General features: G+C 69.0%; 10 protein-coding genes and 1 pseudogene. 6 read left to right on the top strand and 5 right to left on the bottom strand.

Annotation, left to right across the window (positions count from 1 at the left end; genetic code table 11):
* Positions 1-69 precede the first annotated feature (69 nt).
* Both BKA22_RS15030 and BKA22_RS15035 read right to left on the bottom strand, forming a co-directional pair.
* Positions 70-648 (bottom strand): hypothetical protein, encoded by a 579-nt coding sequence (locus BKA22_RS15030; protein ID WP_146952863.1) that lies wholly within the window; start codon positions 646-648, stop codon positions 70-72.
* A gap of 31 nt (positions 649-679) precedes the next feature.
* Positions 680-1,081, bottom strand: a complete 402-nt coding sequence (locus BKA22_RS15035; RefSeq protein ID WP_146952862.1) for a nuclear transport factor 2 family protein — start codon at positions 1,079-1,081, stop codon at positions 680-682.
* Between the two features lie 382 nt (positions 1,082-1,463).
* Here BKA22_RS15035 and BKA22_RS15040 point away from each other — a divergent pair, with 382 nt between their 5' ends.
* Positions 1,464-2,705: an ISL3 family transposase gene (locus BKA22_RS15040; protein WP_146952861.1), complete on the top strand. Its 1,242-nt coding sequence runs from the start codon at positions 1,464-1,466 to the stop codon at positions 2,703-2,705.
* 270 nt (positions 2,706-2,975) lie between these two features.
* Here the strand turns inward: BKA22_RS15040 and BKA22_RS20430 are convergent, their stop codons facing one another.
* The 3 genes and pseudogenes from BKA22_RS20430 to BKA22_RS20530 all read right to left on the bottom strand — a co-directional run.
* Entirely contained in the window at positions 2,976-4,193 is a 1,218-nt protein-coding gene (locus BKA22_RS20430) for a family 1 glycosylhydrolase (protein WP_146952860.1), read from the bottom strand.
* Positions 4,194-4,368: 175 nt separating this feature from the next.
* Positions 4,369-4,743: a TetR family transcriptional regulator C-terminal domain-containing protein gene (locus tag BKA22_RS19960; RefSeq protein WP_223203587.1), complete on the bottom strand. Its 375-nt coding sequence runs from the start codon at positions 4,741-4,743 to the stop codon at positions 4,369-4,371.
* Between the two features lie 129 nt (positions 4,744-4,872).
* Positions 4,873-5,004 (bottom strand): annotated as a pseudogene (locus BKA22_RS20530) (hypothetical protein); the annotation flags it as partial.
* Positions 5,005-5,202: 198 nt separating this feature from the next.
* On the opposite strand from BKA22_RS20530, the gene BKA22_RS15055 reads away from it, so the two are divergent.
* The 5 genes from BKA22_RS15055 (at position 5,203) to BKA22_RS15075 (ending at position 14,074) form a co-directional block, all read left to right on the top strand.
* On the top strand, positions 5,203-7,767 hold the full coding sequence (locus tag BKA22_RS15055; protein ID WP_146952858.1) for a glycoside hydrolase family 78 protein: 2,565 nt from the start codon (positions 5,203-5,205) through the stop codon (positions 7,765-7,767).
* Positions 7,754-8,536 carry a nucleotidyltransferase domain-containing protein gene (locus tag BKA22_RS15060; RefSeq protein ID WP_146952857.1) on the top strand — a complete coding sequence of 261 codons (783 nt, stop codon included), beginning with the start codon at positions 7,754-7,756 and terminating at the stop codon, positions 8,534-8,536. Before BKA22_RS15055 ends, BKA22_RS15060 begins: the two co-directional genes overlap by 14 nt.
* Before the next feature lie 50 nt (positions 8,537-8,586).
* Positions 8,587-9,654 carry a family 43 glycosylhydrolase gene (locus BKA22_RS15065; protein ID WP_146952856.1) on the top strand — a complete coding sequence of 356 codons (1,068 nt, stop codon included), beginning with the start codon at positions 8,587-8,589 and terminating at the stop codon, positions 9,652-9,654.
* Positions 9,655-10,102: 448 nt separating this feature from the next.
* Positions 10,103-12,607, top strand: a complete 2,505-nt coding sequence (locus tag BKA22_RS15070) for a glycoside hydrolase family 2 protein (RefSeq protein ID WP_146952855.1) — start codon at positions 10,103-10,105, stop codon at positions 12,605-12,607.
* 105 nt (positions 12,608-12,712) lie between these two features.
* Positions 12,713-14,074, top strand: a complete 1,362-nt coding sequence (locus BKA22_RS15075) for an MFS transporter (protein WP_223203560.1) — start codon at positions 12,713-12,715, stop codon at positions 14,072-14,074.
* The last annotated feature ends 9 nt before the right edge of the window (positions 14,075-14,083 follow it).

A 14,083-nucleotide genomic window follows, 5' to 3' on the forward strand; every position in this document is an offset into this window, starting at 1 on the left:
GGGCGGCTCCGGGACCACGGTCGCCACCGAGTGCCCCGGAGCCAGCTCACGGCTGCGTCGAGTCTGTCCTCACGGCGTGGGCACGTCCACGCCGGCGGCCCGAAGCGTTCGTGCCAGTGCCTGCATGTACGCGTCCGCTCCGTCACGGAATGGGCCGTGGATCCCGATGGCCACGTCAAGGAAGTCGTTGTATCCCTCGCTGACGTGCGTCTCCCAGCGGGTGATCGCGCCCTGCTCGTTCGTCAGGACGAAGCCGTAGGAGTAGAAGTTCATGGCGGAGCCGTCTTCGCGATGCCCCTCGAAGAGCGTCTTCATCGCGAACCCGTTGTCGGCCGGCCATGCGGCGAATTCCACCGGCCCCCAGTCGGGGAAGCTGAGCGAATACGCTTTCGCCTCCATCGTGGCCGAGGTCGAGACGGAGATGGGGTGCGATCGCAACTCGATGAGCTCATTCCCGAAGTACGGCGACCAGTAGACCGCGTCGTCCGAGAATACCCATTCTTCGTACGAGGCGCCCTCTTTCACGGCGAGGCGCGCGTAAGCGGCATGGTAACTCTCGGCCATGCGCCTGTGCAGGACCACCCGCTCCTCAAGCGTAAGCGCTCGGGGAACGTCAGTCGCATCACCGTCTGGGCGGTCAGCATTCATGGTTCGCTCCTCGACCCTCTCGGTAGCCGGGTCAGTGCTCGGTGAGGGGCCTGTCGGAGAGAGCCCAGCCCTCTACGACGCGGGCGCCAATCGGAGCGTGGTTGTCCTTGAAGTGAACGAACTCCATCGTCTTCTGCTCGATCTGCTCACCCGTGGCCTTGTCCGTGATGTAGACGGTGTAGCGGATCGCGCCCCAGTTGTCCTGGATGAGGATGTTGTGGAACTCGCCGAGCTCGATCTCGTAGGCTGCGAAGAGCTGCCCCATCATGTCCTTGTATTGCTGGAGCGTCAGCCGGGTGGCGTAGACATTGTAGTGCGCATCCGGCTCGTACAGCTCGTCGCACCACTGCAGCCAGGACTCGTATCCCTTGTTCCACTCGCTGAAGCCCCGTTCGAACCGGGCACGGATTGCGTCCTGCAAGGTTGCGCTCATGATCTGTGTTCCCTCCGCGTCGTTTCTGGATGCAACTCCAGTGGTCTCGGCGAGAGGTCGAGTCCCCTCGTCGGGACGCGCTGCAGCGACTACACAATCGTGAACTCGGACCGGAGCCACTGGCATCGGCGCCGGGGTTGATCCCGTGTACCGCAGTTGCGGTACACGGGAGGGGCCCGGGAGTCGGTGATCGGCCGATTGGCGGCTCTTCGGATCTGAGCGTGGTTGACGCTGGCGTCGGGGTGCGGCGCGGCGATGTGTGAGGCAGGAGGTCGGGGCCTCCAGGATCGATAGCGACCAGGCTGATCGTTCCGACGGAGACCCCGACGTGTCTGACTGTAGATGCGGGCCGGGCGTGCCTTGGTGCGCCCGTGCCGACGCGATGTTCGACGTTCCTGGCGTGCACGTCCACGAGCCCGGCCGCGTAGTCGTGACGGTCGAGACCGACCAGGTGCTGGCCGGCTGCCCGGCGTGTGGGGTCGTCGCTGTCGGTCACGGCCGGCGCGAGCATCTCCTCGCGGACGCGCCGTTGTTCGGCTGCCCGGTGCAGGTGCGCTGGCGCAAGCGGATCTGGCGATGTCCCGACGCCGGGTGCCCGGTCGCGACGTTCTCCGAGGTCCACGACCTGGCCGCGCCGCGCACCAAGCTCACCCGTCGGGCGGTCTCCTGGGCGACCGACGCACTGGTCATGGACGACACCACCGTCGCCGCCCTGGCCCGCCACCTGGGGGTGGACTGGCATACCTGCTGGGACGCGATCGAGATTGAAGCGATCCGCCGGTTGGCCGACCCGGGACGGTTGGCCGGCGTCGCGACCCTGGGGGTCGACGAGCACATCTGGAAGCCGTCCCACCACGGTGGAGACCGGGCGGTGACCTCGATGGTCGACCTGACCCGTGACCAGGACGGACGCACCCGGGCGCGGCTGCTGGACGTGGTGCCCGGCCGGTCCGGGACTGCCTACGCGCGCTGGCTCAAGCAGCAAGGCGAGGGGTTCACCGCGAGCGTCGAGCACGCCGCCCTGGACCCGTTCCGTGGATACGCGAACGCGATCCGCGACGAGCTGCCCGACGCGGTTGCGGTGCGCGACGCGTTCCACGTCGTCAAGTTCGGAACCCAGGTCCTGGACGAGGTCCGTCGCCGCGTCCAGCAAGACACCCGCGGGCACCGCGACGACCCGCTCTACAAGATCCGCGGCCTGCTGCGCCACGGAACCGAACACCTCACACCCCGCCAGGCCGCCCGCCTCGAGACCGGTCTGCAGGGCGGCGATCCCGGCTTCGAGGTCACCGTTGCGTGGCACTGCTACCAGCAGCTGCGCGCGATCTACCACGCGCCCTCACCGGCCGAGGGGCATCGCCGGGCGACCCGCGTGATCGACTCATTCGCGACCTGCCCGGTCGGCGAGGTCGCCCGCCTCGGACGAACGCTGCGAGCCTGGCGGGCACAGGTCCTGGCCCACTTCGCCACCGGCGGGGTCTCCAACGGCGGCACTGAGGCGATCGACCTGCTCATCGAGAAGACCCGCCGCCTCGCTCACGGCTTCCGCACCTTCGCGCACTACCGAATCCGCATCCTGCTCGCCGCCTCCGGCGCCCGATCAGTCACACCGAACCACGCTTGAATCCGAAGAGCCGAACAAGGGCGTGGTGCACCGACTCGGTGACAGTGCCTGTGGTCCATGTCACCGTGTCGAGGAACAGCGGCTCCTCGGCCCCGAGGTGTCGGTCGATGATCGACCCGTCCGCGTGCGGCAGCGGCTGCGAGCTGACGGAGACGACTTGATGCGAGTCCGTCCGCACGTGGGCGTGCCTGTCGCCCGAAGACGAAGAGCCCGTCGATCGCGCGGCAGCGGACCCGGTGCGGAACGCGCTGCACCGGGTCCGCCCCGGGGTCAGGCGAGGTCGGCGCCCGCCGAGACGGCAACCCGGCCGAGCCACGCCAAACTCGGCTTCGGTGTCCGGACGAACGTCTCCCTGTCCGCGGCAACCAGCCCGAAGGTCGGCCTCCAGTGGCCCCACTCGTAGTTGTCCAGCAGGGACCAGTGCAGGTAGCCCCGGACGTCCACGCCGTCGGCGATGGCGCCGGCGAGTCCTCGGAGCGCGTCTGCCGTGTACGCGATCCGGCGGGTGTCGTCGGCTGTCGCGATGCCGTTCTCGGTTACCAGCACGGGCAGTCGGGTGACATCGGCTGCGTGCCGGACGGCGATGCCGAGCGCATCCGGCCGGTAGGCGGCGCCGGTCTGCGTGTTGTCGGGATGCTCAGGGTGGGGCACCAGACCGTTCTCGTCCACCTGCTGCGAGGTGTAGGACTGCACCCCGATGAAGTCGTCTCCGCGGGACGCATCGAGGTAGACGTCCTCCCACAGGTGGCGCACCTCGACGAGCTTGTCCTCGTTCCCGGGGGTGGCGGTCAGCGCGCCGTTGGCGACCGACCAGCCCACCCGGGCACCGGTCCGCTTGCGGACCAGGTCGCGCACGGCGTGGTGGGCCTCGATGAACGGGCGGGCCGATGCCAGGTCCGGCACGGGGAGGTTTGCTGCGATCCGCTCGCGCTCCGCGGTCCCGTCGATCGTCGGGCTCTGCCACTGCGAGAGCTGTCCTGCCCTCGCCGCCTGCTGCAGCATGGTCATCATCGCTGCCATGTTCGGCTCGTTGATCGTGACCACCCACTCGACCCCGTCGAGGACCGAGGTCGCCCGGTCGACGAACGCCGCGAAGCGGGCCACGGCCGTCGGGGCCCCCCAACCGCCCTCCTCCGCGAACCAGCGCGGCGTCGAGAAGTGGCTCAGGGTGACCACGGGTGCAAGCCCCAACTCGACCGCCGTATCGATCATCCTTCGGTAGTGCGCGAGCTCGGCGTTCGAGAAGCGCCCAGGGACGGGCTCGATGCGCGCCCACTCGATCCCGAAGCGGTAGGCGTTGAGGCCCGCGTCGGCGATCAGCTGCATGTCCTCGCGGAATCGGTGGTAGCTGTCGAGCGCGTCGCCGCTGGGCTCCATGCCAGGCATGGCCGACTCGCGCGCCCACCAGTCGCTGTTGATGTTGTTGCCCTCGATCTGGTGGGGCGCCGTCGAGGCCCCCCACAGGAACGAGGTGGGGAAGGTCGTCACGTCTGCCACTCCTTCGTGTCATGTCGAGCGGATGGGGTTCTCGCGAGGCGAGCACGTTCGAGACTAGTGAGTAACGCGCGATACTGGTAGGCCGCGACGTGTCGGGGCCACCGACTTCCGCCTCGGCTGAGCGAGGTTGGCGCCGCCCAGCAGGCGTCGCCGTCACGCGGTTCGGTCAGGCGAGCGCCCGTTCGAACGCGGACCTCGCCTCCATCACGTTCTGACCGGTGAGCTGCCGGAAGGCCGCGCTGATCTCGTCCGCCAGATCGAAGTCAGGCTCGACGAGCCACTGCGCCTGCAGGCCGTCCCATGCCGCGACCAGCCGGCGTGCGACAACCTCTGGCTCGAGATCGGGATGGGCGAGTCCGCGGCGCTGCCGGTGCCGCAGCAGTGTGGCGAAGGAGCGGATGGCCTCCGCGTTGTGCCTTCGGAAGTACGCGTGCGCGGGGTGACCCGGCTCCTGCGCTCGCGCACTCAGGTACACCATCAGGCGCACCAGCCACGGGTGCTCGGCTCCGAGTCGCGCAAGACCGGCGACGACGTCGTCCATCTCGGCGAAGTCGTCGTCATCGCGCCCGCCGATCTCGTCGGTGGTGCGCTCGTCCGAGAGCTCGAGAGCGGCGACCAGGACGTGCTCCCGCGTCGGGAAGTGGTAGTAGAGCGTCCGCTCGCTCACCCCGGCCGCCGACGCGACCTGGGACACGGACATCGCGGCATGCCCGTTCTCGACGATCTGCTGGAGCGCCGCGCGCGCAATCTGCTCCCGCCGGCGTATCGACGGTGCATAGCGGCCCCGGCCCCCGTCACTCATCCACGCAACCTACTCGAAACCTGCAGTCAGGATCAATGTTCGTTGTCGAGCCGCCTCGACAGGCTGCTCGCCGCGGCATTGGATGGGCCCAATTCCGATGATGACTACGTCGGCGGGGGTCTTGGGCACAGCCGCCCGGTGGCCTTCTCGACGCGATCGCACGGGTCCCTCACAGCCCCGTGCCCGAGAGGAACAGCGATGTCCCATGCATGGCAGGCCGGTTTCATCGCCGGCCCCGAGCCGTCCGCCGGAGGCGATCCGGCCGGGTACTTCCGCCGCGAGTTCTCCGTCGGCGACCACCTCCGGCGCGCGACCTTGCACGTCACCGCCCTCGGTGTCGTCGAACCGTGGGTCAACGGCGCGCGTGTAGGCGACGAGGTGCTGGCGCCGGGATGGACCTCCTATCGGCACCGCGTACTGGTCAGCGGCTACGACGTGACAGGGCTGGTCGCCGAGGGAGCGAACGCCGTGGGTGCCGTGGTCGGCGAAGGCTGGGCGGTCGGGGCGTTGACCTGGGAGAACCGTCGTCACAACTATGTCGACCGACCCGCGCTCTGGATGCAGCTCGAGCTGGAATACCCCGACCACGTGGAGCTCGTCACGTCCGACGAGCAGTTCCGTGTGGGCACCGGAGCAGTGCGGAGCAACGGGATCTACGCAGGCGAGGACTACGACGCCCGGCTCGAGCCGGTGGATTGGACTCGGGCTGGCTTTGACGACGACGGGTGGAACGCGGCTTCCCGGGTCGCGTGGGACCTCGGTGCCTTGCAGGCCCACCCAGGACCGCCGATCCGGCGGATCGAGGAGCTCGCGCCTACGGAGATCCGCACCGGTCCCGTCGGTGAGACGATTGTCGACTTCGGCCAGAACATCTCGGGCTGGGTCCGCATCCGCGTCAGCGGCGCCTCGGGCGACACCGTGACCCTCCGGCACGCGGAGTGCCTGAGCCCGTCGGGAGCGCTGGAGACCGAGACGAACCGATCCGCCGCCGCGACCGATCGCTACACGCTGCGAGGCGGGGGCGTCGAGATCTGGGAGCCGCGGACGACGTTCCACGGTTTCCGCTATGTCGAGGTGAGCGGCTGGCCGGGTGAGGTCGCGGCTGACGACCTCCGTGCCGTGGTCGTGCACAGCGACATGGCGCGCACCGGTTGGTTCGAGTGCTCCGACCCGCTGGTGAACCGCCTGCACGAGAACGCGGTGTGGTCGATGCGCGACAACTTCGTCGGCATCCCTACCGACTGCCCGCAGCGTGACGAGCGGCTCGGCTGGACAGGTGACATCAACGCGTTCGCCCCTGCAGCGAGCTTCCTGTACGACGTCCGAGGCGTGCTGGGCTCCTGGCTCCAGGATGTGGCAGCCGAGCAGACGGCGTCCGGCACGGTGCCGTGGACCGTCCCGGACGTGCTGCCCACGCCGTCATCGCCCACGGCAGTATGGAGCGACGTCGCGATCAGCCTTCCCTGGGCGCTGTACCAGGAGTACGGCGACCTCGATGCTCTGCGCGCCAGCTACCCGTCGATGGTCGCGCTGATGGCCCAGATCGAGGGTGCGCTCGACAGTCGGGACCTGTGGAGCGCCGGTTTCCAGTTCGGCGACTGGCTCGATCCGGACGCACCGGCCGACAACCCCGCCGGTGGCAAGACCGACTCCCACCTGGTCGCCGCCGCCTATCTGTGCCGGACCACCCAGGAGCTGTCCGAGGCCGCCACCGTGCTGGGCGAGGTCGCCGACGCGACGCGCTATGAGGACCTCGCGCGGCGGGTCCGGACTGCCTTTCGGCGTGAGTACATCACCGAGTCTGGCCGGGTCAGCGGTGAGTCGGCCACCGCGTACGCGCTCGCCATCATGTTCGGCATCGTCGAGGGCGGGCAGCGCGACAAGGCGGGGGAGCGGCTCGCGGAACTGGTGACCACCGCCGGACACCACATCTCGACGGGGTTCGCCGGCACGCCGTTGGTCACCGAGGCGCTCTCGTGCACCGGGCACCTCGCCGATGCCTACGAGCTGCTGCTGCAGCGAGAGTGCCCGTCGTTCCTCTACCCGGTCACGCAGGGCGCCACGACGATCTGGGAGCGCTGGGACTCGATCCTCCCGGACGGCACGCTGAACTCGACCGGCATGACGTCGCTCAACCACTACGCCCTCGGCGCCGTGGTCGACTGGTTGCACCGGGTCGTCGGTGGTCTGCAGCGCCAGGAGCCGGGATGGCGGCGGATCCGGATCGCGCCGCAGCCCGGTGGCGGGTTGATATCGGCGCGCGCCGTGCACGAGACCGTTCTCGGTCGGGTGGTCTGCGATTGGCGTGTGGTGGATGGGCGCGTGTGCGTCGAGGTGGTCGTGCCGGACGGTGCGACCGCCGAGGTCGTGCTGCCACTTCATCCCGAGGCCCTGATCGAGCAGCTCGGCGGCGGCCGGTACTCCTGGGAGTACGCAGCCCCCGGGGGGTACGGCGAGACGGTGGAGCTCACGATGGACACGCCGATCAAGGAGATCCAGAAGCAGCCCGAGGTCTGGACCGAGGTCGTCGCGGTGATGCGCGCCTACTTTCCCGGGGTGCCCATCGACGCAGCAGGGTCGCACCTCGCGGAGGCGCCGCTGTCCGCAGTCGTGAACCGGCTACCCGGCGCCGCGGAGGACTTCGGTCGTGATCTGGCGGCCGCGCTCGCGACAGGCGCGAGACACGTCGCGCAAGTAGCCCCCGGAGGTCGCGGAGCCACCGGCTTCCCCGAGGGAGAGGTGAGTGATCATGCAGCATCATGAGGCGGCGCTGAGCGCGTTCGTCACCGAGGTGTCCGGCCTGCCATCCGCTCTGGCGGTCGTTCTCGTCGGATCCGTGGCGCGCGGCCTCGAGCGACCGGACTCGGATGTGGATGTCTACCTGGTGGTGACGGACGAGGAGCTCGAGCGCGCGGTCAGGGAGCGAGCCGTCGGCTACACACGCGACGAGCTCACGGATGACGACGTCTACGTCGACGTCAAGCTCGCGAGCCCGACGTACCTGCATGCGGTCGCCGAGCGCGGGTCCGAGCCGGCGCGCGCTTCCTTCGTCGGAGCGCGCATCGCGTGGTCGAGGCTCGAGGAGCTCCCTGCGCTGCTCGACGCGACCCGCGCCGTCCCGCGTGACCAGTGGGATGACCGCGTGCTGTCTTTCACCGCCGAGGCCCGCATCTACGGCGGGTACTTCTTGCCGCAGGCCGCAGCATCGCAGGACGCCTATCTGCTGCACTGGGCGGCGGTGCACCTGGTCGGGTCCGCGTGCCGCGCGCTGCTGGCGCACGCCCACGTGACGTTCGCCGGGGCGAAGTACCTCCGGTCGTCGGTCGAGGAGATCGAGGGTCTGCCGGACGGGCTCCTCCAGCTGATCGACCGCCTGCTCGACGAGCCGACGCCGGAGCTCGGGATCGAGCTGATGCGACGGGTCGAGGGCGTCGTCCGCGCGCCTCTGGGCATGTCCGAGACGATCGGGCAGTTCGTCGTCGACAACGAGCTGTGCTGGTGGACCGGGTTGCCTGCCCCCGAAGCACTGTGACCCAGCACCCCTCGTCCTCACCCGCTCTCAACGAAAGGCACGGCGACTTCGTGGCACATCCGTACGACTCGATCCTGCCCGGTCAGGTCTGGCTCGACACGGACGGCAACCGGATCCAGGCTCACGGCGGCTCGATCATCGAAGTCGACGGAGTCTTCTACTGGTACGGAGAGAACAAGGAGCGCACGACCCCCGGCAGCGGCCTCTGGCACTGGGGTGTGCGCGCCTACGCCTCTACCGACCTGTACAACTGGCAGGACAGGGGCCTGATCATCCCGCCGGTCCTGGAGGACATCACCTCGCCACTCCACCCAGCCCAGAAGATGGACCGACCGCACATCGTCTTCAACGAGCGCACCGGGCAGTTTGTCTGCTGGATCAAGGTCATGGGCGAGGACGACCAGCACACCCAGGCGTCGACCGTGCTCACGGCCGACTCGTTCCTCGGACCGTACGAGACGGTCCGCACCGGCCTGCGTCCGTTGGGAATGGACGCCGGTGACTTCGACCTGGTGGTGGACCCTGGCACCAAGAAGGCGTACTACTACTTCGAGAAGGTGCACACGGATCTCGTCTGCGCGGAACTCACCGACGACTACACGGATGTCTCGGGAGCGCACACCCTGCACTTCCCACACCCGGGGCCGCCATTCACCCGGGAGGCACCGGCGCACTTCGAGCGCGATGGCCGGCACTACCTGGTGACGTCCTCCACGACCGGGTACTTCCCCAACCCCTCAGAGATCGCGGTCGCAGACGACTATCACGGTCCGTGGACGGTGTTGGGCAACCCGCACCCCGGGGACCAGTCCCGCACCTCCTTTCGATCGCAGATCAGCTCGGTCTTCCACCACCCCTCTCGGCGCGACCTCTACATCGCTCTGGCCGACCGCTGGCTCCCGCAGCTCCCCCAGGAGATGCCGAATGTGTTCGACGTGGTGGCAGCAATGGCTCGCGGCGAGTCTGAGCCCCGCTCCGGTGACGGCGGTGCGGCCGTAGCCGCTGGGTTGGGCGAGAACACCGCGGTCGCGGACTACGTGTGGCTGCCGATTCGCTTCGACGGCGACGTGCCGATCATCGAGTGGGTCGACGAGTGGCGCGTCGAAGACTTCGACTGACTGAAACCCGTCGCCGTCGGCGTCCCGCTCGGGGGAGCGCCTGAGGCGACCGGTGATGCGACCCGAAGAAGGTCGTCGCAGGCCTCGCGTCGAGCACGCTCGTCAGTCGGTCCACCGCACGGCTCGCGCCCTGCTCGATGTCGAGGTCCACCGTCGTGACCCGGATGGGTGGTCGAGGCCACGCGTGCGCGAACTGCCGGAAGCCCCGGTCGACCGGGTATTGCACCCGCATCTCGTCGATGAGGCGGTCGACCCGGCGTCGGGCCCGCTCGGCTCGCCTCCCTTGCCCAGCACAAGAGGCTCGTCGGGCGTCGTCACTGGTTCTGGACGCGCTCTAGCAGCGTGAACCGAGACCGGCCTTGACAGGCCCGGCAGGTCGATGGTCTTCTAGGTATCGCGCGTTACTTACGCGCGTTACTTCACAACGACCGCACGAGGGAGATGCTCGATGACGAGCCTGCCGGGCTTGGCCGCCGTCTCGGCGCGCCGCGAGGACTTCAACCGAGGCTGGGCCTTCCGTCGCAAGGTCACCGCCTTTCAGGAGCTCGGCGGGGCTGACGGTGCACCGTGGACCGAGGTCACGCTGCCGCACGACGCGCTCGTCGGGGGGCCTCGTTCGGCCGACGTCCCGGGCGGGGAGACCTCGGGCTACTTCGTGGGCGGGGTCTTCGAGTACCGGGCCTCCTATGTCGCTCCGGAGACCGACCGCGGCAGCCAGGTCCACCTGGAGTTCGACGGCGTGTACCGCGACGCGATGGTGTACGTGAACGGCGCCCTGGCGGGCCAGAACGCCTTCGGCTACTCCAGGTTCCTCGTGCGTATCGATCCCTTCCTCAGGTTTGGTGCGGACAACGAGATCCGCGTCGCTTGCCGTTCGCACGTCGACAGCCGCTGGTACACCGGGGCCGGGATCTACCGCGACGTCCACCTCGTGGTCAAGCCCTCGGTGCACATCGCGCTGGACGGCGTCCGGGTGACCACGCCGGACGTCGACCGGCTTCGTGCGCTCGTGGAGGTGGCGGTCGATCTCGAGAACGCGGGTCCGGTCACCGCCGGAATGCGGCTCGACACCGTCATCCTGGATGCCGCGGGTGGCCGGGTCGCGTTCGACAGCCAGCCCGTGACGCTCCTACCCGGTGACGTGCTGGTTGCTCGGAGCCGCATCTCGGTCCCGTCACCCGCCTTGTGGAGCGCCGAGGACCCGGCGCTGCACCGCGCGGTGGTCGAGCTTCGTGACGGCGAGACAGTCGTGGACGTTCAGGAGGTGACCTTCGGCGTCCGCACCCTGCAGGTCGACGCGGAGCACGGACTGCGCGTCAACGGTGAACCTGTGGCACTGCGCGGTGCGTGCATCCACGGTGACAACGGCCCGCTGGGAGCCGCCGCGATCGGGCGCGCCGAGGAGCGCAAGATCGAGCTCCTGAAGCGCGCCGGGTTCAACGCGATCCGCAGTTCGCACCACCCGGCGAGCCCCGCGCTGCTCGACGCGTGCGACCGGATCGGCATGTACGTGATGGACGAGACGTTCGACATGTGGACGTCCGGGAAGACGGACTTCGACTACGCGTCGGACTTCGCGCAGTGGTGGGAGCGGGACGTCGAGGCGATGGTCGCCAAGGACCGCAACCACCCGTCGGTCATCTTCTACTCGATCGGGAACGAGATCCCCGAGCTGGGGTCCGGAGCCGGCGGCCGCTGGAGCCGACTGATCGCCCAGAAGGTGCGGGAGCTCGATCCGACGCGCCTGGTCACCAACGGTGTGAACGGGTTCGTCGCCGTGCTCGACTCGGTGTTGGACGGCATGCAGCAGCGCCGGGCTGCGGCTGCGGAAGCGGGCCCCGGCGACGATCGGGCCGAGGGCGCTGGCGTCAACGGGATGATGACCGCGATGGGTCAGTTCATGGACCAGCTCCAGGCCTCGCCGATGGTCACGGCCCGGACGGAGGAGTCCTACGCGGCCCTGGACGTCGCAGGAATGAACTACGGCGAGGCGCGCTACGAGGGTGACAGGGAGCTCTTCCCGAACCGCGTGATCGTCGGCACCGAGACCTGGCCTGCGCAGATCGACCGCAACTGGGACCTTGTCACCCGGCTCCCGCACGTCATCGGTGACTTCACCTGGACCGGGATGGACTACCTGGGAGAGACCGGCATTGGCGTGGTCCGCTACGCCGACGAGGTCGGCGGAGGCTCCGGGTTCTCCACCGGGTACCCCGGCCTCACCGCCGGATGCGGCGACCTGGACATCACGGGGAGTGCTCGGACGTTGTCGGCCTACCGGCAGACTGTCTTCGGGCTCCGGTCGCAGCCGGCCATCGCCGTGCACAGACCCGCGAACCGCGACCGCCCGGTGGCCGTGTCCACGCCATGGTCGTGGAGCGACACGGTGGAGAGCTGGACCTGGCCCGGCTTCGAGGGTCGCACGGTCCAGGTCGACGTCTACAGCGACGCCGACGAGGTCGAGCTGCAGGTGAACGGAGCACCGGCCGGGCGAGCAAAGGTCGGGGAGAGCAAGGCCTTTGTGGCCGAGGTCGACGTGACCTACCAGCCAGGCGAGCTCACCGCTGTCGCTCTGCGCGACGGGGTGGAGATCTCGAGAGCCTCCCTGCGCTCGGCCTCAGAGGTCGTGCAGCTCTCGGTCGTGCCCGACCGCGCGCAGCTCACGGCGGAGTCGAGCGACCTCGCGTTCGTCGACATCGCCCTGACCGACGAGAACGGTCGGCTCCAGGTCTGGGCCGAGCGGGTCGTGCACGTGTCCGTGACCGGCTCCGGTGTGCTCCAGGGTCTCGGCAGCGGGGCCCCGGTCACCGAGGAGAGCTTCACCGACCCCCAGCGACGGACCTATGACGGTCGAGCGCTCGCCGTGGTCAGGCCGACCGGCCGCGGCGGGATCACCGTCGTGGTGTCTGCCGCCGGCTGCGCGCCTGTGTCGATCGAGCTCCACGTGGCCTGAGTCAGCGCGGACGGCGGGTGGGTCTGACGACCCGCCATCCGCTTGCGTCCCCGCGCTACCGGGCGCTCGCGCCTTCGCGCACCCACTGTGATCAAGGAGGATCCCATGTCAACCCCTAGCACCGGCTTGCCCCCCGTCGTCCCGGCCACGGAGCCTGAAGTCGACCTCGCCGGCTTCGAGGCGAACGTCACCGCCAGCGACGCCATGGACGCCGAGCCGCCCGCCGACGACCTGCCAGCGGTCGGTGGGAAGTTCATCTGGTTCCTCGTCCTGGCAGTCCTCGGCGTCTACGTCGCGTTCGTCACGCCGATCGCGATGTCGCTCGCGATCGCGGTGCAGGACCTCGCGCCGGGCCGGGAAGAGTTCTTGGGCTACATCATCGGCGCCGGCTCGGTGGTCGCGGTCCTGTCCGGTCCGGTCGTCGGAGCGGCGAGCGACCGGCTGCGAACGCGTTGGGGGCGCCGGCGTCCGGTCATGCTCGTCGGGGGTCTGATCGGCATGGCAGCACTGTTCGTCATGGCGTCCGCACCGAACCTCCTCGTGCTGACGCTCGGCTGGATGCTCGCGCAACTCGGCTGGAACAACGTCATCGCGATGCTGATGGCCGTCCAGGCGGACCGTCTCCCCGAGTCTCAGCGCGGCAAGGTTGCGGGTCTGACAGGGTTCGCCACGATGATCGGCCCCGTCGTGGGTGCGGGTCTCGGCGCCTCGCTTGCGGGCGACATGCTGCTGCTCTTCGTCGTCCCGGGCGTCGTCGGTCTCGTGGGCCTCGCGCTGTTCCTCCTCTTCGTCCGTGAGGCCGACAACCGCGACCAGCCTGCCGGGGACGCGCTGACCGCCCGGTCAGTGCTCCGCAACTTCCTCTTCTCGCCGAAGGCCAACCCCGACTTCGCGTGGAACTGGGCGGGGCGGTTCCTGTTCATGTTCGGCGTGACCTTCAACACCACGTTCCTCACGCTGTTCCTCTCGGAGCGGGCGGGGTCCAGCGTGCAGGAGGCCGCCGGGACGATCGCGCTCGTCTCGATAGTCGGCGTGCTGGCCTCGGCCATCGGCGCGTTGGGTGGCGGATTCATCTCGGACAAGCTCCAGCGCCGCCGGGCGCTCGTCATGGCCTCCGGGGTGATCTTCACCGTCGGCGCCGTGGTCATGGCCGCGTCGTCCGATCTGGGCCCGGCCGTCGCAGGCGCGCTGCTCGCCAACCTCGGTCTCGGCCTGTTCTCGTCGGTCGACCAAGCGCTCGTGCTCGACGTGCTTCCGTCCAAGAAGACCGACGCGGGCCGGTTCATCGGGATCAACCAGTTCTCCGTCACGATTCCGCAGGCGCTGGCTCCTCTCATTGCCCCCGCCCTTCTCACCATGAACGCGGTCGGTGATGAGAAGAACTACGGGCTGCTCTTCGTGGTCGCCGGCGTGTTCACGCTCGTGGGCGGATCAGTCGTGCTGACCCGAGTCAAGGGTGCGCGGTGAACCCTTCCA

This window comes from Cellulomonas soli, from assembly GCF_013409305.1.
GTDB lineage: Bacteria > Actinomycetota > Actinomycetes > Actinomycetales > Cellulomonadaceae > Cellulomonas > Cellulomonas soli.